General features: G+C 74.4%; 19 protein-coding genes. 8 read left to right on the top strand and 11 right to left on the bottom strand.

Going from position 1 to position 20,573, the window contains the following annotated elements:
• Positions 1-113: 113 nt before the first annotated feature.
• The gene (locus AB2L28_RS16330; RefSeq protein ID WP_370720050.1) at positions 114-482 is read left to right on the top strand and encodes an ATP-binding protein; all 369 of its coding nucleotides are present in this window, start codon (positions 114-116) and stop codon (positions 480-482) included.
• Between the two features lie 18 nt (positions 483-500).
• Here AB2L28_RS16330 and AB2L28_RS16325 read toward each other — a convergent pair whose 3' ends face one another.
• The gene (locus AB2L28_RS16325) at positions 501-1,322 is read right to left on the bottom strand and encodes an aldo/keto reductase (RefSeq protein ID WP_370720049.1); all 822 of its coding nucleotides are present in this window, start codon (positions 1,320-1,322) and stop codon (positions 501-503) included.
• Positions 1,323-1,397: 75 nt separating this feature from the next.
• Positions 1,398-2,399, bottom strand: coding sequence for an alpha/beta hydrolase (locus tag AB2L28_RS16320; RefSeq protein WP_370720048.1), 1,002 nt, complete (start codon positions 2,397-2,399; stop codon positions 1,398-1,400).
• 174 nt (positions 2,400-2,573) lie between these two features.
• Here AB2L28_RS16320 and add point away from each other — a divergent pair, with 174 nt between their 5' ends.
• Entirely contained in the window at positions 2,574-3,596 is a 1,023-nt protein-coding gene (gene add, locus AB2L28_RS16315; protein ID WP_370720047.1) for an adenosine deaminase, read from the top strand.
• Between the two features lie 9 nt (positions 3,597-3,605).
• Here the strand turns inward: add and AB2L28_RS16310 are convergent, their stop codons facing one another.
• Positions 3,606-4,352, bottom strand: a complete 747-nt coding sequence (locus AB2L28_RS16310; RefSeq protein WP_370720046.1) for an SDR family NAD(P)-dependent oxidoreductase — start codon at positions 4,350-4,352, stop codon at positions 3,606-3,608.
• Positions 4,353-4,403: 51 nt separating this feature from the next.
• On the opposite strand from AB2L28_RS16310, the gene AB2L28_RS16305 reads away from it, so the two are divergent.
• The 4 genes from AB2L28_RS16305 to AB2L28_RS16290 all read left to right on the top strand — a co-directional run bounded on the left by AB2L28_RS16305 (position 4,404) and on the right by AB2L28_RS16290 (position 8,818).
• A complete protein-coding gene (locus AB2L28_RS16305; RefSeq protein WP_370720045.1) occupies positions 4,404-5,669 on the top strand; it encodes a glycoside hydrolase family 32 protein in 1,266 nt (421 codons plus the stop codon).
• A 155-nt stretch (positions 5,670-5,824) separates the two neighbouring features.
• The gene (locus AB2L28_RS16300; RefSeq protein WP_370720044.1) at positions 5,825-7,177 is read left to right on the top strand and encodes an RraA family protein; all 1,353 of its coding nucleotides are present in this window, start codon (positions 5,825-5,827) and stop codon (positions 7,175-7,177) included.
• Complete coding sequence (locus AB2L28_RS16295) at positions 7,174-8,511, top strand: TRAP transporter large permease subunit (RefSeq protein WP_370720043.1); 1,338 nt, start codon at positions 7,174-7,176, stop codon at positions 8,509-8,511. The genes AB2L28_RS16300 and AB2L28_RS16295 overlap by 4 nt, the downstream gene beginning before the upstream one ends.
• Positions 8,512-8,536: 25 nt before the next feature.
• Positions 8,537-8,818: a hypothetical protein gene (locus AB2L28_RS16290; protein ID WP_370720042.1), complete on the top strand. Its 282-nt coding sequence runs from the start codon at positions 8,537-8,539 to the stop codon at positions 8,816-8,818.
• 6 nt (positions 8,819-8,824) lie between these two features.
• Here the strand turns inward: AB2L28_RS16290 and AB2L28_RS16285 are convergent, their stop codons facing one another.
• The 4 genes from AB2L28_RS16285 to AB2L28_RS16270 all read right to left on the bottom strand — a co-directional run bounded on the left by AB2L28_RS16285 (position 8,825) and on the right by AB2L28_RS16270 (position 13,289).
• A complete protein-coding gene (locus AB2L28_RS16285; protein ID WP_370720041.1) occupies positions 8,825-9,589 on the bottom strand; it encodes an IclR family transcriptional regulator in 765 nt (254 codons plus the stop codon).
• A gap of 120 nt (positions 9,590-9,709) precedes the next feature.
• Entirely contained in the window at positions 9,710-10,594 is an 885-nt protein-coding gene (locus tag AB2L28_RS16280; RefSeq protein ID WP_370720040.1) for a hypothetical protein, read from the bottom strand.
• On the bottom strand, positions 10,591-11,841 hold the full coding sequence (locus AB2L28_RS16275) for an RNase A-like domain-containing protein (protein ID WP_370720039.1): 1,251 nt from the start codon (positions 11,839-11,841) through the stop codon (positions 10,591-10,593). The genes AB2L28_RS16280 and AB2L28_RS16275 overlap by 4 nt, the downstream gene beginning before the upstream one ends.
• Before the next feature lie 137 nt (positions 11,842-11,978).
• Positions 11,979-13,289, bottom strand: a complete 1,311-nt coding sequence (locus tag AB2L28_RS16270; RefSeq protein WP_370720038.1) for an MFS transporter — start codon at positions 13,287-13,289, stop codon at positions 11,979-11,981.
• A 177-nt stretch (positions 13,290-13,466) separates the two neighbouring features.
• Between AB2L28_RS16270 and AB2L28_RS16265 the strand changes: the two genes are divergently transcribed.
• A complete protein-coding gene (locus tag AB2L28_RS16265; protein WP_370720037.1) occupies positions 13,467-14,360 on the top strand; it encodes a LysR family transcriptional regulator in 894 nt (297 codons plus the stop codon).
• A gap of 36 nt (positions 14,361-14,396) precedes the next feature.
• Positions 14,397-16,502 carry an ATP-binding SpoIIE family protein phosphatase gene (locus AB2L28_RS16260; protein ID WP_370720036.1) on the top strand — a complete coding sequence of 702 codons (2,106 nt, stop codon included), beginning with the start codon at positions 14,397-14,399 and terminating at the stop codon, positions 16,500-16,502.
• 26 nt (positions 16,503-16,528) lie between these two features.
• Here the strand turns inward: AB2L28_RS16260 and AB2L28_RS16255 are convergent, their stop codons facing one another.
• From AB2L28_RS16255 to AB2L28_RS16240, 4 genes are all read right to left on the bottom strand, one after another.
• Positions 16,529-17,740 (bottom strand): hypothetical protein, encoded by a 1,212-nt coding sequence (locus tag AB2L28_RS16255; RefSeq protein ID WP_370720035.1) that lies wholly within the window; start codon positions 17,738-17,740, stop codon positions 16,529-16,531.
• A 75-nt stretch (positions 17,741-17,815) separates the two neighbouring features.
• Complete coding sequence (locus AB2L28_RS16250; protein ID WP_370720034.1) at positions 17,816-18,745, bottom strand: hypothetical protein; 930 nt, start codon at positions 18,743-18,745, stop codon at positions 17,816-17,818.
• A 127-nt stretch (positions 18,746-18,872) separates the two neighbouring features.
• Positions 18,873-19,019 (bottom strand): antitoxin, encoded by a 147-nt coding sequence (locus tag AB2L28_RS16245; protein ID WP_370720033.1) that lies wholly within the window; start codon positions 19,017-19,019, stop codon positions 18,873-18,875.
• A gap of 95 nt (positions 19,020-19,114) precedes the next feature.
• The gene (locus AB2L28_RS16240) at positions 19,115-20,557 is read right to left on the bottom strand and encodes an ABC transporter substrate-binding protein (RefSeq protein WP_370720032.1); all 1,443 of its coding nucleotides are present in this window, start codon (positions 20,555-20,557) and stop codon (positions 19,115-19,117) included.
• Between the last annotated feature and the right edge of the window lie 16 nt (positions 20,558-20,573).

Genomic DNA, 20,573 nt, shown 5'->3' with positions numbered 1-20,573 from the left:
TCCCCGTCGACCGGTCCGGCGTCACCCGGTCCGGCGGGTCCGGGTTGCCCCGGGCCCCGCGGGTGCCAGAGTTGGACGGGAACGAGCGCGGGAACGGGGACGAACGAGGTGGCATGACGCGTCTGGAGCTGCAGGCCGATCCGTCGGCTGCTCGGCGCACCCGGTCGTGGTTGCGCGAGCAGCTCGCCGCCGTCACCCTCCCCACCCAGGTCCGGCAGACGCTGGAGCTGCTGGCGACCGAGCTGGTCACGAACGCCGTGCGCCACGGCGGTGAGCCCATCGAGGTCCGGCTGCACCACCTGGAGGGGGCGGTGCGCGTCTCGGTCAGCGACGGCGGCTCGGGGCGCCCCCTGGTGCGGCACGTGCCGCCCACGGCGACCGGCGGGCGGGGTGTCGCGCTCGTCGACACCCTCGCCCACCGGTGGGGGCTGGACCCGGACGGGGCCGGGAAGACCGTGTGGTTCGAACTGCCCCTCGGCTGACTCGGCCGGAGACGTCGCTCAGCCGAAGACGTCGGGGTCCGGGCCGGTGCGCTCGTCCCGGTTCAGCCCGGTGAGGGCCTCGACCTGCTCGGGCGAGAGCTCGAACCCGGTGACGTCGAAGTTCGACACGATGCGCTCGGGCGTGACGGACTTGGGGATGACGACGTTCCCCTGCTGCAGGTGCCAGCGCAGGACGACCTGGGCGGGGGTCCGGCCGGTCTCCTCGGCGATGCCGGTGACGACGGGGTCCTCGACCAGCCCGAGGCGCTGGGCCAGCGGGCTCCAGGACTCCGTGGCGATGCCGTGCTCGGCGTTGAAGGACCGCAGGTCCTCCTGGACGAGGTAGGGGTGCACCTCGACCTGGTTCACGGTCGGGACGGTCCCGGTCTCGTCGATGAGCTTGCGCAGGTGGGTCTTCTGGAAGTTCGAGACGCCGATCGTCCGGACGCGGCCGGAGGCCTTGATCTCCTCGAACGCCTGCCAGGTCTCGACGTAGTCGTCGGCCTGCTGCGGCCAGTGGATGAGGTACAGGTCGAGGTAGTCCAGGGCGAGCCGGTCCATCGACGCGTCGAACGCGGCGAGGGTCTTGTCGCGACCGTGCTCGTCGTTGGCGAGCTTGGTCGTGATGAACACCTCCTCGCGGGGGATCCCGCTGGCGCGCAGCGCGTCACCGACGCCCGCCTCGTTGCCGTACCCGGCGGCGGTGTCGATGTGGCGGTAACCGGCCTGCAGGGCCTGCAGGACCACCTCGGCGGTCTGCTCCGGGGGGACCTGCCAGACCCCGAAACCCAGTTGGGGGATGGTGACGCCGTCGTGGAGCTGGATGCTGGGAACAGTCACCCGGGGACCATACGGGTCGTCCAGAGCCCCGGCGCGGTGGAAGGAGCGCCCCGGGCCCGCCGGTCCCGTCCTGGGTCAGCGCGGTTGCGGCACGCTCTCGCGCAGGTCCAGCACCCGGTCGGCGGACAGGGTCGCGGTGAGGTGCCGGGCGGCCTCGAGGACCGCCCGCTCCCCCGCCGCCACGCCCGGCGTCGTCAGGAACGCGTGGGGCACCCCCTCGACGAGGACCTCCCGCACGTCGACGTCCGCGCGCGCCAGGGCGGAGGCGAAGGCCAGGCCCTCGTCGCGGACCGGGTCGGCGCCCGCCACGACGACCGTCGTGGACGCGCACCCCGCCAGGTCCCCCGTCCGGACGGGGACGACGTCGCTGCGGTGCCGGGCCGCGCGGTCGGGGACGTGCATGCGCCAGAACCAGGCGAGGTCGTCCACGGACAACCCCAGCCCCTGGCCGTAGCGGCGGTGCGAGTCGCGGTCGAGGTCGTCGTCCAGCAGCGGGCACAGCAGCAGGACGTGGGCCAGCGGTGGCACCCGGCCCGTGCGGGCGCGCAGCGCGAGGACGGCCGCGAGCTGTCCCCCGGCCCCGTGACCGGCGACGACGAGCGGGCCGGTGAGCCCGGGGACCCGGCCGGCGGCCAGCGCCTCCAGGACGGCGGAGGCGTCGTCGAGCGCCGCGGGCCACGGGTGCTCGGGGGCCAGGCGGTAGGACAGGCTGAGGACGGTGGCGCCGGTGGCGGCCGCGAGCCGTCGGCAGAGCAGGTCGTCGGTGTCGAGGTCGCCGAGCGCCCAGCCGCCGCCGTGCAGGAAGAGGACCGTCGCCGACTGCCGCAGCTCGTCCGGGACGTAGCGCCGCGCCGGCCGCGGCCCGGCGGCCCCGCGGACGACGAGGTCCTGCGCGCCGACGCCGAGCTCGGGCAGGAGCACCGGTGGACGACGGGCGCGGGCGCGCGCGACGGCCAGCCCGGCGAGGTGGCGCGGGGCGAGGGCGGCGTCGACGAGCGCGCGGGCGGCGTGCAGCCGCGCGGCCTGCTCGTCGGTGAGGCGGGGGTCGAGCACGGGGCACGTGGACGGCGTGGGCAACGTCGACCTCCTCGGTCCGGGCCTCCCAGGGTGCCCCGGTCGCGGCCCCGGTGGGTTTCGGTCCGGTGGCCGTCGTGTTGCGGTCGTGTTGCCTCCTCCGACCGCCTCGTCCGACCGCCTCGTCCGACCGCCTCCTCGGGCGACCCGGTGTCGCCGAGGGGGCAGGATCGGGGCATGGACCTCGACGCCTTCACCGCCGCCCTGCCCAAGGTCGAGCTGCACCTGCACCTGGAGGGGACCCTCGAACCGGAGCTGAAGCTCGAGCTGGCCCGCCGCAACGGCGTCGACATCGGCCAGAGCACGGTCGAGGAGGTGCGGGCCACCTACGTCTTCGACTCCCTGGCCTCCTTCCTCGCCGTCTACTACCCCGCGATGGACGTCCTCGTGACGCGCGCGGACTTCCGCGACCTCGCGATGGCCTACTTCCGCAAGGCCGCGGAGCAGAACGTGCGCCACGCCGAGGTGTTCTTCGACCCCCAGGTCCACCTCGCCCGCGGGGTGGCGTTCGAGGACGTCGTGCTCGGCTACCACGACGCCGTCGAGCAGGCGCAGCGCGAGCTGGGGCTGAGCGCGGGGCTGATCCTGTGCATCGTCCGGGACATGCCGGTCGAGAGCGCCGAGGAGGTCGTCGAGGAGATGCTGGGGTTCGGCGAGCAGATCGTCGGGATCGGCCTGGACTCCGACGAGCGCGGCAACCCGCCGGGGAGGTTCGCGCACCTGTTCGCCCGCGCCCGCGAGGCCGGGTTCAAGGTGACGGTGCACTGCGACGTCGACCAGGAGGACACCCTCGAGCACCTGCGGCAGGCGCTGGAGGAGATCGAGGTCGACCGCGTCGACCACGGCACGAACGTCGTGGAGGACCCCCGGCTGCTGGCGCTGCTGCAGGAGCGCGGGACCGGCCTGACGTGCTGCCCGGTCTCGAACTCCTTCGTCACCGACGACAGCAAGGCGCCCGTGATCGCCGACCTGCTGCGCCGCGGCGTCAAGGTGACCGTGAACTCCGACGACCCGGCCTACTTCGGCGGGTACGTGACGGAGAACCTCGTCGCCCTGACCCGGGCGGCCGACCTCGGTCCTGACGAGCTCATCCAGCTGCAGCGCAACGCCATCGACATCTCCTGGGCGTCGGAGGAGGTCAAGGAGGGGTTCCTCGCCGAGCTCGACGCGTACGAGGCGCTCGTCGCCCCGCCCCTGTGACCGGGGTGGTCAGCGGACGTTGGCGAGGAACCCGCCGTCCACCGGGAGGGTGTGGCCGGTGATCCAGGCCGCGTCGTCGGAGGCGAGGAACGCGGCGGCGGCCGCGACGTCCTCGGGTTCACCGACGCGGCCGAGGGGGTACCAGTCCGCCCAGACGTCCGGCATCCCCGGCCGCCCGTCCCAGACGCGGGTCCGGATCGTGCCGGGCGCGACGACGTTCGCGCGGACCCCGTGCCGGGCGTGGGTGCGGGTGAGGTTCAGCGCCAGCGCCCCGAGCCCGGCCTTGGCGGCCGCGTAGGCCTCACCGCCCAGCCCGGCGAGGGCGTTGATGGAGCTGACGAGGACGACGGCGGACGTGGCGTGCTCGCGCAGCAGGGGCAGCGCGGCCCGGGTGCACCGGACCGCGCCGAGCAGGTTGAGGTCGAGGTTGGCCGTCCACTCCTCGTCGCGGGAGTCCTCGAACTCCCCCTGCTCCAGCGCCAGGCCGGCGACGTGGACGAGCGCGTGCGCGGTGAGACCGTCGAACGCGGCGCGGACGGAGGCGTCGTCGAGGACGTCGACGGCCCGCACCCGGTGGCCGGTGCCCGCCAGCTCCGGCAGCAGCGCCTCGGCCGCCGCGACGTCGCGGTCCAGGAGGGCGACGCGGGCCCCCTCGGCGGCCAGGCGCCGCGCGCAGGCCCGGCCGATGCCGTGCGCGGCACCGGTCACGACGACGTCCGCGTCGGCGAAGCGGCCGGGGACCGGGGAGGCGTTCACCCGCTGATCCTGCCCCGGACACCTCCCCCGCGCACGGGTAGGTTCGGACGGGTGGACTTCCGGCCGCTGGCGCACTTCACCGCCCACGACACGTGGCTCAACGACCCCAACGGCCTGCTGCACCGCGACGGGGTGTGGCACCTGTTCTTCCAGAACAACCCCGTCGGTGCGGTGTGGGGGAACGTGTCGTGGGGCCACGCGACGTCGCGCGACCTGCTGACCTGGGAGCACCACCCGGTGGCGATCCCCCGCGAGGGCGAGGAGTCGATCTTCTCCGGCAGCGCCGTCGTCCACGACGGTCGCGTCGTCGCGATCTACACGAGCGCGTACGACGACGGGAAGCAGGCGCAGTCGCTGGCGTGCAGCGAGGACGGCGCGACGTTCGTCAAGGACCCCGCGAACCCCGTGCTCGACCGCGGCTCGACGGGTTTCCGCGACCCGAAGGTGTTCCGGTACGGGGACTCCTGGCGGATGGTGACGGTCGAGGCCGACGAGCGGACGCTGCTCGTCCACGCCTCCGAGGACCTGCGGACCTGGACCGAGGTGGGGAGCTTCCGCGACGAACCCGGCGTCGGCATCTGGGAGTGCCCCGACCTGTTCCCCCTGCCGCTGGACGGGCCGGACGGGGAGGAGTCCTGGGTCCTGCTGCTGAGCGTGCAGGACTCCACCGGATCGCGGGTGCAGTACCGGGTGGGGACGTTCGACGGCGCGCGGTTCCGCGGCGGCCCGCCGCGGCCGTTCGACGTCGGGCCGGACGTGTACGCGGTCGCGACGTGGACCGACGCCCCCGGCGGGCGCCGGGTGCTGCTCGGGTGGATGGCCCAGCCGACGTACGCGGGGCTGACCCCGACCGCTCCGTGGCGCGGGGCGATGACCGCTCCGCGGGACCTGTCCCTGGTGAGCGTGGGCGGCGAGCCGACGCTCGTGCAGACGTTCTCCCCCGAGGTGACCGCGGGTTTCACCCGCCCGGTCGACGACCTGCCGACCGCCGCCCTCGTGCGGTGCGCGTTCACGCCCGGCACCACCGCCTCGTGGGAGTTCGCCGCCGGTGACGACGTGGTCCGGCTGGCCGTGGTGACGGGTGAGCTCGTCGTCGACCGCCGCGCGTCGGGGCTCGTAGACTTCCACGAGGAGTTCGCCCGCGTCGACCGCACCCCCTTGCCCGAGGGCCTGAGGGAGTTCTCCGTCCTGCTCGACCGCTGCTCGGTCGAGGTCCTCGCCGGGCCGGTCGCGGTGACGCAGCTGGTGTTCCCCACCGAGCCGTACCGGGAGGTGCGCACCACCGGCACGGCGCGGGCGGAGGTCCTCGCCCGCTGACGTCGCACCCCGCCGCGGCGGTCCCCGGCTCCCGCCGGTGGCCGCCGCTTCGTCGTCCCCGGGGTTGACCACGGACCCGCGACCGGCGCAGACTACCTGCTGGTGTTAGTAGCTTTCACTGTATGAAAGTTGCACCTGCTACGAGGAGGTAGTCGATGACGGTCGCCGTCCTCGGTCTCGGTGAGGCCGGGTCTCTCTACGCCCAGGGGTTCGTCTCCGCCGGACGCACGGTCGTCGGGTTCGACCCGGCCGACGTCCCCACGCCCGAGGGCGTCGTGCGCGCCGCGACGGTCGCCGAGGCGGTCGCCGGGGCCCACCTGGTCCTGGGCCTGACGGGCGCCGCGCACGCCGAGGCCGTGTTCGACGCGGCCCGGCCCCACCTCGGGCCCGACGCCGTGTTCGTCGAGATGAACTCGGCGTCCCCCTCCCTCAAGCAGCGCCTGGCCCGCCGCGCCGACGGGGTCGCCGTCGCCGACGTCGCCGTCGTGGGCTCGGTGCCCGACGGCGGGGCCCGCACCGCGCTCGTCGTGTCCGGCGACGGCGCCGAGGCCACCGCCGCCGAGTTCCGCGCCCTGGGCGCCGAGGTGGAGGTCCTGGCCGGGGAGGCGGGGGCCGCGGCCCGCCGCAAACTCCTGCGCAGCGTCTTCATGAAGGGCCTGGGCGCCCTCGTGGTCGAGACCCTCGCCGCGGGCGAGGCCGCGGGTGACCTCGACTGGGTGCGCGCTCAGGTCGCCGCGCAGCTCGCGGGTGGCGACGCCTGGGTGGACCGCCTCGCCCGCGGCACCGTCAAGCACGGGCTCCGGCGCAGCCACGAGTCCTCCGCCGCGGCCCAGGTCCTGCGCGAACTCGGGGTGAACCCGACGATGACCCTCGCCGCCGCCGACCTGCACCTCGGCGCGGTGCGCGACGAGCACCGGCTGGAACAGGGGATCCTCGACGCCTACGCCGGGGTCCCCGTCGCCAACGTCGGCGACGCCCGCGACCGCCTCGGCCTGCTCGCCGGCCGGGTGCGCGCCGTCTGGCCGGGCGCCCGCGTCGTCGGCCGCGCCCTGCCCGTGTTCTGCCGCAAGGGGGAGAACATCGGCATCGTCGCCGCCCTCGACGTCGCCCAGCCCGGGGACGTCCTCGTCGTCGACGGTCAGGGCGACCCCGACCGCGCCCTCATGGGCGAACTCATCGCCGAACGCGCCCGCGTCAAGGGCGTCCTGGGCATGGTCGTCGACGGCGCCGTCCGCGACGTCGAGGAACTGCAGGAACTCCGGTTCCCCGTGTGGGCGGTGGGTTCCTCCCCCGCCGGCCCCTACAAGAACGGGCCCGGCTGGGCCGGTCGCCCGGTGGCCGTCGGCGGTGTCGTCGTGAACCGCGGCGACCTCGTCGTGGGCGACGGCGACGGCGTGGTGGTCGTCCCGGCCGCCGAGGCCGAGCGCACGCTCGCCGACGCGCTCGCGGTGCAGGCCGACGAGAACGCCCGCCGTGCCGCGATCGTCGCCTCCGGCGGACCCCGGTGATCGCGATCTGGGCGCTGGGCGCCTACATCACCTCGATCATCGTCTGGAACGCCGCGCTCAAGCGGAACATCGGCGAGGCGATGCTCGTCGGGCTGCTCGTCACCGTGGCCTTCGCCGGGAGGGACCTGTTCTCCCTGCTCGCCACCTCGGTGGCGCACGCGATGCAGGAGGAGGTCACCTACGCCGCCATCGCGTTCGTCGTGGCCAGCCACCTCATGAGCCGGACCCCGATCCTGTTCCGGCTCATCGACATCCTCAACTCGCTGCTCGGGCGGGTGCGCGGGGGTCCCGTCTACACGAGCATCCTCGGCGGGGCCGCGTTCGCCGCCATCGCCCACATCGGCGCGGCCGTGACGGCCGCCGTCGGGTCCATCACCATCCCCTGGATGAAGCGGTCCGGGGTGACACCGGCGATGTCCGCGACCGTCGTCGCCGGCTGCGCGGGGATGGGGATCACCTTCCCCTTCAGCGGGACGATGTTCATCCTCGTCGGTTCCGCCGGGGTGTCCCAGCTCATGGACGCCGACGAGATCGTCCTGCCCCTGTTCATCGCGGGCGCCTGGTGCCTGCTGTACCGGCTCGTCGCGGCCTTCGTCATCGTGCGCCGGCACGGCATCCAGGCGATGGACCCGGCCGACCTGCTGCCCGTGCGGCGCAGCGTGCGGGTGGGGTGGACCTCGCTCCTGCTGCTCGTCGCGATCGCCGTCCCCGTCGCGTTGACGCTCGGCCCGACCGGGCGGGCCCTGAACTCCTGGACGGGTGTCGACGTGGGGGACGCCGTCAGCCTCGTGCTGTGGATCCCCGTCCTGCTCACGGTCCTCGTGGCCGTCCTCGGCCGCGACGCGCTGCCGAAGCGGCCGCGCGAGTGGTGGACGCTGTTCGGGGACAGCGCACCGCGCATCGGTGTCGTCGGCGTGACGATCGTCAGCGCGTTCGCGGCGTCGGGGGCCCTGGCCAGCCTCGGGCTGCCCGCCCAGTTGACGGCGCTGCTGGGCCGGCTCGACGCGCCCCTGTGGATCCTCGCGATCTGCGTCGGCGTGCTCGTGGTGGCCGTGGCCATCCCGCTGACCGGGTCGGCGACGATGGCGGCCATCGGCCCCGTCGCCGTGGTGACGCTCGTGGGTGCCGGGGTTCCCGCCCCCGTCGCGGCGTCCGCCGTGCTGGTGTTCGCCTCCACCGAGGGCGCCTCCCCGCCGTCGGCCGCCCCGATCTACGTCGCCAGCGGCATCGCCGGCGCCGACCCGGGCAAGACGTTCAAACCCCTCGTCGGGTACTTCTGCCTGCCGGTCCTCGCGATCGGCGTGCTCATCAGCCTGGGCGTCCTGCCCGTCTGACCCCGTCCCGTCCCCCGTCTCGAAGGTGAGCCGACCGATGTCCCGCACGCTGCCCGTGATCCGCTTCGTCTTCACCCTCGCCACCGTCGTGCTCGTGCTCGGCGGGATCGTCCTCGTCGCCGCGCAGGCCGTCGCCCTCGTCCTGGGCCGGGGCACCTGGCTCGAGGCCGTCCCGGAGGTGGTCGGGCCGCCCACCCTCGTCTCGGCGAGCGTGGCCGGCCTGCTGGCGTTCGTCCTCAGCTACGGCCGCGCGGACCGCTCGGCCGAGCACGAACCCGAGGACGACGGGGCCACGACCACGGCCTGACCCGCCTCACAGGCCGCGGGCCCAGCTCTCCCCCACCGCGGCCGCCGTCCGCAGCACCTCACCGGCCCGTTCGCGCAGTTCAGCGGCAGGGACCTGTTCGACCGGCCCGGCGAGCGAGAGCGCACCGAGCGGTTCCCCGGCCGGCGTCCGGACGGGAACGCTGACGGCGGCCACCCCGACGGCCCGCTCACCGACGGAGACGTGGTAGCCGTTGCGGCGCAGGGCGTCCAGGTCGTCGACCAGCGCGCCGCGGTCCAACCCGACACCGCTGACGTCGGGGTGGCGCTCGAGGTGACCGGCCAGCGCGGACAGCTCGTCCTCGTCGAAGTCCACGGAGATCGCCTTGCCGGCCCCCAGGTGCAGCGGCAGGCACCGGCCGATGGGCAGTTCGTAGCGCAACGGGAACCGCCCGTCGACGCGCGCCACGAGCACCCGGTCGAACCCCACGCGCTCGTAGAGGGAGCACGTGAGACCGGTGCTCGCCGCGAGTTCCTGCAGGAACGGGCGCGCGGCGGTGACGAGGCGGTCGTTGACGAGGAACGAGTGGGCGGCGGCCAGGACGGACGGGCCGACGCGGAACCGCCGCCCCTCCGCGGCGACGTACCCGCGGGCCTGCAACGTGGCCAGGATGCGCGAGACCGTCGGCAACGTCAGCCCCGTGCCCTGGGCGACGTCGCTGAGGCGCAACGGCCCCGGCGCACGCTGCAAGACGTCGAGGACGTCGAGGCTGCGGTCGAGCGAGCGCATCGTCGAGGAACCCTGGTCGGCCACCGGTCCATCCTGCCCGACGCCCGCACCCCGTCCGGCGGGTGCACCCGGCGACGCTCGACGGGGCGCTTCCCGTGACCGAGCCGGTTCCGGCGCGCCACCGCCACGGCAGGTCCACACCGGTCAGGAAGGGCGCTTCCAGTCGAACGTCTCGATGCGCCAGAACATCCACTCGAACCACCACCGCAGGTGGGGCGGCTGGATGCACGACCCCGAGGACGCGGCGAACGCGTGGAGGTCCGCGTCGCTCAGGAGCAGCAGTTCCCGCCCTTCCCGGACGAGCTCGGCCAGCACCGCGTCGCTCTCGGACGCCAGCATCGTGGCCTGCTGGAACCACGGGTCACCGGCTCCCAGGGCCGCGTCGCTGAACCACCCGCCGAGCACGGCGGTCAGCACCGGCCAGCGGGAAATCCACCGGGAAGAGCGCTCGTCCCTCCTGGTGTCGACAACGTTCACCCGCACGACGCGGAGGCGGTCGGTCCGCTCCAGGACGACCCCCAGGAAGCGTGACGCCGTCGGTCGCGGCTCCGTGGAATCGTCATCCGCGCGGAGCACCGTACCGACCGTTTCGCCCGCGTCGACCACCACGAAGTCCCGCACCGTGGGGGTCACCGGCAGCATCACTCCCGCCAGCGCTCGACGCACCACGGCCTCGGCCTCGGCCTCGGCCTCCACCTCGGCGGTGTAGGACCGCCACGCCGGGAGGTGGGGCGGGAGGTCCACGGTGGAGGACGGATCGGCGGCGACCTCGTTCAGTCGTCGGTCCAACCACTCCGCCCACCGCGTCCAGGAAACTCCTTCCGGCGGCAGGACGGAGTGGACACCGCTGCTCCCCGCGATCTCGCTCTCGACGTCACTAGCCCGCGCACGCGACAGGAGCTCGCTCCAGACCTCACGCTCTCGCACGAAGTTGACGCCGTTCGTCGCGAGCAGGTGCTCCAACCGCTCGCGGGGGCACAGGCCCCAGTCCAGATCGGCGTACGCGAGGGGGATCAAGGAGCCGATCACGATCGACCGTCCGGGTAAGCCGTCAGGACGAACCACGAACCGTCACGCGCCTTGCTCAACACGACCTTCACCGTCGACACCTCAACTCGCTCGAACCCACCACTGACGTCCTTCCTCCAGATGACACCTGCCGTCGACGGCGCAGGAGCGATCACCAGCACCTGGCGCGCACCGGAGGCCACCGCCGCGTCGATCTCAGCTCGATGACTCCGCAGAGCGTCCCCGATGACCGCTTCCGCGGTCGCCTGGTCCACGAACCGCGACGCGCGTGGCGGGGTCCTCAGCACCTCCACACCCTCCTCGACCCGTCCCGTCGCCAACCGCTGGTGCAGGAACTCATCGTCCACCTCCACGTGCCGTCCGAGCGTGTGCGCCGGGAAGAACACCTCGCTGCGCCCGAGGTCCACACCGTCGTGGAGCTCGTCGAGGCTCTGCGGCTTCGGATCCCCGCCCGCGTCGAGGTGTTTCTCCAGCGGGTGCCCCGCCGGCAGCGTCTTCCCCAGGGGTCCGCCGCGCAGACCCCGGCCGACGAACGCCATCCCGAGGGTCGCACCGGCGGCGCCGTAGCGCCCGTCCCGCCAGTCGTCCCAGGCGACGGTGTCGGCCAGCGTGCGGACCGGGTGCGCGACCGCGTCCAGCGCCGCGGCCGGTGCGCTGCGCACCGCGGTCGTCCACCCCGGCCGGTCCCACGTCCACCCCGCGGCGAGGAACGTCGTGTCCAGCGCGGCGCCGCCGACGGTCCGGGCCGCGTCGTCGACGTGCTCCCCGAGGCGGCGGGGCCGGCGCGGCACCTGGTCGACGACGGCGAGGACGCGGGCGGCGAAGGTCTGCGTCAGGGTGTCGAACTCCGCCAGGACGACCTGGCGGCTGGCGTCCCACCGCTCGAGCTCGGCCCAGTCCGCGTGCCACGTCGCGAGGTCCCCCACGCCCGCGTCGATCCGGGACCGCACCTGCGCTCGGCCCGCGTCCACGCGGGCGAGCTGCCCCTGCAGCATCCCGAGTTCGCGGGCGTGCTCCGCGACGAGGTGGGCGCCCTCGCGCGCGGTGCGCTGCAACGTCTCCAGGTGCCGGTCGAGCTCGAGCACCCGGTCGGTGAACCCGTCGCGGGCGAGGCCGTACCAGCACTCGAGCGAGGCCACGGCGCGGCCGACGTCGGTGGCGACGTCGGCGGCCGCCTCCGCGGCGGCACGGGCGGTGGCGGCCGCTGCGTCCGCGGCCACGACCGACAACCCCGACAACTCGTCCACACCCACCTCCCGGTGGGCGGGAAACTACCGGCGAGACGGTGCCGGTGACGCTCGTCGTCCACAGGACGATTCCGGCGGCGACGCAGCGTCGACACCCGGTCGCACCCGGAAAACTCCTGGCCGCGGGGCCGGGCGGGTCAGCCCGCGAGCACCGCCGCGCCCCGGCGCCGGCGTGCCAGCGCCGGTCGCGCGGCGAGCACACCCGCGAGCACCACGGCCGCGAGGAGCGGCACGATCCCGCACACGGCCATCCCGGCGCGCACGCCGACGTGCTCGGTGATCCAGCCGATGATCGGGCCGCCGATCGGGGTGCCACCCATGAACACCAGGACGTAGAGCCCCATGACGCGGCCGCGGAACTCGGGGTCGACCCACAGCTGCACGGAGGAGTTCGCGATGGCCTGGAAGGCGAGGTTCGTCACGCCCATGAGGACGAGGATCACCGTGAACGTCCCCAGGTTCGGCGCGAACGCCGCGAGGGTCTGCGCCGCGCCGAAGGCCGCACCCAGCAGGAGGATCAGCCGCAGGCGGGCGTGGCTGCGGCCACCGGCGATGAGGGCGCCGGCGATGGAACCGACGGCGATGACGATGTTGAACGTGCCGTACATCCCGGCACCGGCGTGGAACGTCTCGGAGGCCATGGCGGTGAGGACGACGGGGAAGTTCAGCCCGAAGGTGCCGAAGACGCCGACGAGGGCGATGGTCCAGCCGACGTGCGGGCGGTCGCGGACGTAGCGCAGGGCCGAGCGCAGCTGCCCCTTCTCGCGCAGCAGCGGCGTCGTGCGGTGCAGTTCCGCGGTCCGCATCGAGGCGAGGGTGATGGTGGGCCCGACGTACAGCAGCGCGTTGACGGCGAACGCCCACCCGGACCCGACGGTCCCGATGAGGACGCTGGACACGGCCGGCCCCACCAGGCGCGTCGTCTGGAACACCGCGGCGTTGAGGGCGATCGCGTTGCGCACGTACTGCGCGGGGACGACCTCGCCGACGAACGACTGCCGGGTGGGGTTGTCGAGGGCGACGACGAAACCACCCACGAGGGCCATCGCGTAGATCGCGCCGACGGTGATGTGCCCGGAGATGGTCAGGACCGCGAGCGTCGTGGCGACCGACGCGCTGCACAGCTGCGTGACCAGGAGGATGTTCCGCTTGGGGTAGCGGTCGGCGATCATCCCGCCGTGCATCCCGAACAGCAGGATGGGCAGGAACTGCAGGGCCATCGCGATGCCGACGGCGGCCGGGGAGCCGGTGAGTTCGAGGGTGAGCCAGTCCAGGGCGATGTTCTGCACCCAGACACCGGTGTTCGCGAAGGCCTGACCGGTGGCGTAGATGCGGAAGTTGCGGACGCGCAGGGCGGCGAAGGTGCTGCCCGTCCGGGCGCTGCGGCGGCCGCTGGGGGGACCGGTGGGAGTCGACTCGGTGCTGGCTTCGGCGGCTGCCGGTGTCACGGACGGGTGCCTCTCGTGCTGTCCTCGCGGGTGCTGACCTGGGTGGCGGCCCCGGGTGGTGCCCCCGGGCCACTGACGCTGCGTGACCATCATCGGCGACGCGCGGGGTAGGCTGCACCGCAGTTGAGGGCTTATCAGTCATCACGACTCGTGATGGGGCGCGACGGGGCGGTGGGCGTGAGCGCCGGACAGGGGCCGACGGGAACCTTCGAACCCGTCCAGTTGCGGACCTTCCTCGCCGTGGCGCAGACGCACTCGTTCACCCAGGCCGCCGCGCGGCTCGGCGTCCGGCAGTCCACGGTGAGCCAGCACGTCCGCAAGCTCGAGGACTCCGTGGGCCGGCAGCTCATCCACCGCGACACCCACTCGGTGACGTTGACGCCCGACGGCGAGGCCATGATCGGTTTCGCGCGCTCGATCCTCGCTGCGCACGAGCAGACCGCGGCCTACTTCACCGGCGCCCGCCCGGTCGGCCGGTTGCGCATCGGGATGTCCGACGACCTCGCCCTGACCCGGCTGCCGCAGATCCTGCGCGACTTCCGGTCGGAGAACCCGCGCGTCGACCTGGAGCTGACCGTCGACCAGTCCGGGACGCTGCACCGGCGGCTGGAGAACGACCGCCTGGACATCTTCATCGGCAAGCGCCCGCGCGGTTCGGGCGAGGGCAAGCTCGTCAAGCGCGAACGGCTGGTGTGGGTGGGCAACCCCTCGACGCGGCTCGACCTCACCCAGCCCGTGCCGCTGGCCGTGTACCCCTCCCCGTCCCTCAGCGGCACGGCGATGCACCAGGCGCTGGACCGGGTCGGCATCGGCTACCGGTCGGCGTGCGTGTGCCGCGGCGTCAACGGGCTCATCGCCGCGGTGGCCGCGGGCATCGGCGTCTCGTGCCTGGCCAGCTCGCTCGTCCCGCCCCAGCTCGTGGCGCTCGGCGCGCAGCACAAGCTGCCCGAGCTCGGTCAGATCGACCTCGTCCTGCTGACCAACCCCAAGACGCAGGACCGTCCCGCCTCCCGGGCGCTGGCGGCCGCGGTGCTCTCCAGCGGGCCCTCGTCGCTGTGGCCCAGCGGCTGACGGGAAGCGCACCGCCGATCCGGTTACGGTGCGAGGGTGCTCGCCGGCCTGCACCACCACCTCCGGGCCGTCTCGCGCCCCGACGCCGCGGGTGACCTGCCCGCCGTGCTGCGGTCGGCCGGGCGCGCCGCCCGGGTGGCGGTCGACGCCGACCACAGCGTCCTGTGGGCGAGCAGGGGCCCGGCGGCGTCCGGCAGCCTCTACCTCGTCGACGGGGAGGGGTTCCTCGACGTCGACCCGCCCGCGTGGGCCACCGGTCGCGGCGGGGACCTCCTCGTCGAGCGCGACGTGGACCTGCCCGGGCTCGCGGCACCGGCCCCGCACGCGCTCGTCGTGCCGATGGGCGGCGGCGCGCTGGGCGCTCTCGCCCTGACCCGCGACCACGCCTTCTGCGCGCAGGAGGAGGAAGCGGCCGGCGTCCTGGCCCTCGGCCTCGCACTCGCCGTGCAGGTGGCCCACCTGACGGTCGCGGAGCGGTCGGCGGCCGCGGCGGCCACCAGGGGCGCCCTGCTGGAGAGCGTCACCGAACTGCTGCAGACGAGCGCGACGACCGCGGAGATCACCGCCCGCATCCCCACCGCGGTCGTCGAGGTCCTCGACTGCGCGTCGTCCTCCCTGCACGTCCTCGACGGCGACGAGCTCGTCGGCGAGGCGCACCCCCCGCTGCCCGAGCCGGTCGGCTCCCGCCTGCGCCGCGTCCACCGCACCGCGGACACCCCGATGGGCGAGGCGGTGCGCACGGGCCGGCCGGTGGTCCTGACGGGGACGGACGTCGACCGGTACCGGGGCCTGGACGGGATGGACCCCGGCCGCGTCGGTGTCGCGCTCGTGGTCCCGCTGACCGGCCGGGACGACCTCGTCCTGGGCACGCTGACCGTGAACTGGGGCGAGCGCTCCCCGTGGGGGCACACCGACCTCGACCTGTTCGCAGCCGTCGCCGCGCAGCTCGCCGTGGCCCTGGAGCGGGCGCAGCTGCTGGACGCCGAGCGGTCCTCGCGCGCCGAGCTGTCCCGCTCGCACGAGGCGCTGGGCCGGCTCGCCCGCGACCTGCAGCGCGGGCTGCTGCCGCAGCGGCTGCCGCACCGCGCGGGTCTCGACGTCGCGACGCGGTACGCCCCGGCGCTGGCCGGGGCGGAGATCGGGGGCGACTGGTACGACGCCGTCGGGGACGGGGCGGACGGGGCGGACGTGGCGCTCATCGTCGGCGACGTCCAGGGGCACAGCACGCGCGCCGCCGGGCTCATGGGGCAGCTGCGGACCGCCGTCCGCGCCTACGTCAGCGAGGGCCACGACCCCTCCGCGGCCCTGGAGCGCACGAACCGGCTCCTCGTCGACCTCGACGCGGGCCGGTTCGCGACGTGCTGCCTCGTCCGGCTGGACACCTCGACCGGCATCCTCACGGTGGCCTCGGCGGGCCACCACCCACCGCTGGTCGTGGACGACTCCGGCTTCCGCGAGCTGGCCGTCGACCCCGGGCCGCCGCTGGGTGTCGACCACGGCGCCGTCTACCCCTCGACGCGGTACCGGCTGCTGGGCCGCAGCGCCCTGGTGCTGCACACCGACGGGGTCGTGGAGGTGCTCGGCGAGGGGTCCGAACGGGGCGAACGGGCGCTGCACGACACCCTGCGCGCAGTGGTGGGCCGGTCGCCGGCCCCGACCGCCGAGGAGCTGGCGACGACCGTCCTGGCGGCGATCCCGCACCGGCTCACCGACGACGCCGCCCTCCTCGTGGCGACGTTCGCGGGCGCGGACGCGGGCCGGCTCGACGCCGCGCTGCGGTTGCCGGCCGACATCCGCGCGGTCGCCTCGGCCCGCGGGTTCCTGCGCGAGCGCCTCACGGCGTGGTCGGCGGACGAGCTGCTCGACGAGGCCGAGCTCGTCCTGTCCGAGCTCGTGACGAACGCGCTCGTGCACACCGCCGGCGACGCCGGGCTCACCCTGCGCTTCGACGGGGCGGAGCGGCGGCTGAGGATCGCGGTCGGGGACTCCTCGACCCGGTCCCCCCGCGAACGGGACGCCCCGCCCGACGCGCTCGGCGGGCGGGGCCTCGCCATCGTCGATGCCGTCGCCGACGCGTGGGGCGTCGACGTCACCGCGGACGGCAAGACGGTGTGGGCCGACCTCGCCGTCGAAACCGACTGACCCGCGCCCGGTCCGCCGGTCCGCCCTCAGCGACCGCCGAGCAGCCCGCGGATCTGCTGCACCTGGTCGTCGCCGAGCCCGAGCTGACCCATGACGCCCTCGAGCCAGTGCGGGTCGCCGTCGCCGAAGAGGCCGCCGAGCAGGTCGTCCTCCTCCTCGTCCCCCACCGCGGCGGCGATCGCGGGCCAGAACCCGCGCGCGATCGTCCACGGCGCCCGCTCGGACAGGACCCCGAGCACCCCGAGGTCGGACAGCCGCTCCTTCAGCTCCTCCACGGCCACCCCGGCGGCCGGGCCGAGGACGGCGCCGTCCTCGACCAGGGCGTCGAGGGTGACGTCGTCGAAGGGCTCGCCCGTCATCGCGGAGGCCAGGACGGTGGGCAGGACGGCCTCGGCGACGGAGAAACCCTCCTCCAGGGTCGCCGGGTCCTCCAGGACGAAGCGCCCGACGAGCTGACGGCGCAGCTCGCGCTGCTCCGGGGCGGGCTCGAGCCAGCCGTCGGCCTCGGCGCCCGGGACGAGCAGCGTCTCGTCCGCACCGTCGAGCAGGTCCAGGTCGAGCATGAGGAGGACGACCTGGCGCAGCCACGGCACGTCCTGGAGCTCCTGCGGTTCCCCCTCGGTGTCGGCGGTGACGGGGATGGGGTGCTCGAAGGCGGCCAGGACCGCGGTGACGTCGTCACCGGCGAGCTCGGCGTCGTCGGGCACCTCCAGGCCGTCGCCGACGTGGGCGAGCACGGCCTGCGCGGCCCGCACGGGGAAGGAGGCGAGGACCGTCTCGTCCTCCTCGCCCTCGTCGACGTCCGCGGCGGCGGCGGCGAGCACCTCGGCCAGCTCCGGCGGCTCACCGGCCACGAGCGCCAGGTCCGTCTCCAGGTCACCGGGGGTCCCCTGCCAGCGGCCCGTCTGGCCCAGGAACGTCAGCAGCTGCCACCAGATCGCCTGCAGGTCCTCGACCATCTCGGCGGGGTCGTCGGCGCCGACGTCCTCGACCATCACCGGCAGGACGCGGGTGAGGAGCACGTCGACGTCCTCGGGGGTCAGGCGCGTCAGCCGTGCCCCGGGCCGCAGCGTCAGCAGGCCCCCGGCGCCGACGGTGAGCGCCTCCACGACCGCCTCGGGCCCGACCTCCTCGTCGACGTGCACGTTCTCGTCGAGCCAGGTGGTGAAGGGTCCGCGCAGGTCGGCCATCGCCTGCCGGCCGAGGGCGTAGGAGCCGGGTTCGAGGGTGTCGTCCACCTGGCAAGCCTGTCACCCCCGGAGGGGCCGGCTCCACCACCGGCGGGGTCCTGGACGTGAGCGTCCCGCGAACGTTCAGCCCGCCCGGGCGGCCGCCCCGGACCCGCTCTCGTGCCGGTCGAGGTCCAGGGCCCCCTCGTCGGCCAGCCGCGTGAGGGCGACGTGCACGGACAGCTGCAGACCGCGGGGCACCCGCCACGGGCTGCGGCCCGGGACGACACCGGTGGCGAGGAGCTCCGTCGCGTGCCCCGTGGCGACGAGTTCGCGCAGCCGGCGACCACCGGCGGCGACCTCCGCGGGCACCTCGGACGTCGCGAGGGCCAGGGCGAGGGCGGCGGCCCGGTCGTGGCGCAGCAGGTGGACGAGCTCGGCGACCACGAGGCGCCGCCGGGCGAACGCGGCGTCCTCGGCGCGGGCGCTGTCCCACGCGGGCCACTGGGGACCGCGACGGCCGTCGGGGCGCAGGTAGTCCAGCGCGATCAGCCGCGCCCGCAACCACGGTGCCCCCGCGGTCCGGCCGCGCAGGACGTCCTCGGCGTCCTGGACGACGCGGGTGCGCCGCAGGGGTCCGAGCTCCACCGGCAGGCCCGACCGGACGGTGTGGGTGCCCCGGCCCAGCAGGCCGTCCCGGCGCTCCGTCGCGGCCACCGCCCACAGCGCGGCCACGCCGTGCTCGTCACCGGTCCAGGCCCCCAGCTCGCGGAGGAAGACGACGTACCGGACCCACACCGCGGCGAGCGCGGCCGCTTCGGCCCGGCGGTCCAGCCCGTCGAGCTCGGCCCGCAGGTGCGCGCACCGCACGAGCGTGCCGACGTCGCCGGTGTCGAGAGCGGTCAGGACCCGGTCGGTGCGGTCCTCCCCGCGGGCGCGCAGCAGGTCGCGGCGGGAGTCGCGCCAGGTGCGCAGGTGCGCGGCGAGCTCGTCGGTCCCCAGGTGGGGGGCCCGACCGGCCAGCCACTGCGCGAAACTCCGGTCCACCTCGCGCACGGTGCGCTGTCCTCCCACGGGGCCCCCTCGATCGGCGGAGCCCCACCGTAGGCGGCCGGGCGCGGGAGTCCGGGGAGTTGTCCACAGGCCCGGGGTGTTCCCGGGCCCGTGGACGAGGCACCACCTCAACCGAGGTGGTGCGACCTCACCGGCCGATCTTGTCGTCGGCCGCCTGCTGGGCCTTGTCGACCTGCTCCTCGTGCTGGCCGCCGGTCTTGGCGTCCGCTGCGTCGCCGGCCTTCTCGATGGCGGCGTCGCTGGCCTTCTCGGTGATGTCGCCGAAGTCGGGCACGGTGGTTCTCCCTCGTTCTCGTCGTGGTCGTCCCGGACGTCTTCGAGTGTGCGCCGTCCCGCTGAGCCCGCACCCCGGGGGTCGGCGACCGCGGGTCAGGACGAGGGGCGCACCCAGTCCTGCCCCGGCTGCCAGTCCGGGAACGCGTAGTCCGCCATCGAGACCTGCGCCCCCGCGGCCGTCGCGGCGGCGATGGCCTGCTCGCGGTCGGCGCTGAACCGGGCGTTCAGGTCGCGCAGCGCACCCCGCAGGTCCGTGACGTCCCCGCCGAGGTAGCCCTGGACGATGTCGCCGAGGTGCGGGCTGACGGGTTTCTGCGCCGCCTGCACCTGGGCGATCTGCGGGTTCCGGACGATGGGTTCCGGTGCCCGCTTCACGGTGTCGGCGAACCAGCCGCACAACGTCTTGTACGGTTCGATGACGTCGGCGGACTGCACCACGGACAGGTCGAACGGTGGCTGGTCCATGCCGGCGGCCAGGCCCTTCTGGTACTCCGTCGTCGTCATGGACTCGATGACGGCGTTCGCCGGTTCGGGGTTGGCGGTGTTGCCGGCGATGAAGAACTGCGCCGCCGGGGTTCCCCGGTAGGTCGTCGGGTCGGACCCGTCGGGGGTGAGGATCGGGCCGACGCCCATCGTGTCGACGAACGCCGGGACGACGTTCTTCGCCCCGCCCGCGCACCACGGCCCGTCGGGGAAGTACCCGGCGACACCGGAGGCCCAGCGGGTGCGGGCGTCGGCGACGGTCAGGCTGCCGCTGCCGGGGAGGATGAGCCCCGAGTCGTTGAGCTCCTTCCAGAACTCGATGGCGTCGACGTAGGTGTCGTCGTCGTAGGCGTACTCCCCCGTCGTGTACTTCGCGCCCTGGAACCCGGGGAACCCGGCGGCCTGGGCGAGGTCGTCGATCTGCTCGCGCATCCGGGCCACCCCGCCGAGAGCCAGCACCATGGGGGCCGCGTCGCCGCCGCTCGCCGCGATCTTCTCCAGGTTGGACCGGTACTCGTCGTAGGACGCCGGCGGGGAGTCGGGGTCCAGGCCCGCGTCGGTGACGACGTCCACGTTGAACCAGTGGGCCGCGGAGTACTGCTGGTAGCTGAACAGGGGCAGGCCGTAGAGCTTGCCGTCGATCGTCGTGATGCCTTCGGCGTAGGCACCCTCGGGCAGCGCGGCCCTGGCCTGGTCCGACAGCGTGATCTCGTGCAGCCACCCCTCCGCGACGAGCGCCGGGAGCGGCAGGCCGACGACGTTGCTGTAGATGTCCGGCAGCTGGTTGGACTGGTTGGCCAGCTGCAGCGCCTCGGTGGAGCGGGTGACGTCGTTGTAGGTGTACTCGATGGCGACCCCGAGGGCCTGGGACTCCTTCTGCGCCCACTCGGCGTGGAACTTCTGCAGGGCGCTGAAGTGGTCCCACCACCGCAGGGACGCGGTGGCGCCGGGGCCGGCACCGTTGCCGCTGCTGCCTCCGCAGGCGGCGAGCAGGGTGAGGGCGGACAGGCCGCCGCCGCCGGCGAGCAGCGAGCGGCGCGAGATCTGGGGCATGACGGTTCTCCTCGTC

Origin of the sequence: Kineococcus mangrovi (assembly GCF_041320705.1) — a bacterium.
In the GTDB taxonomy this organism is placed as follows: domain Bacteria; phylum Actinomycetota; class Actinomycetes; order Actinomycetales; family Kineococcaceae; genus Kineococcus; species Kineococcus mangrovi.
Note: the sequence above shows the minus strand (reverse complement) of the source record. Positions and strands in the feature narration are given on the sequence as shown.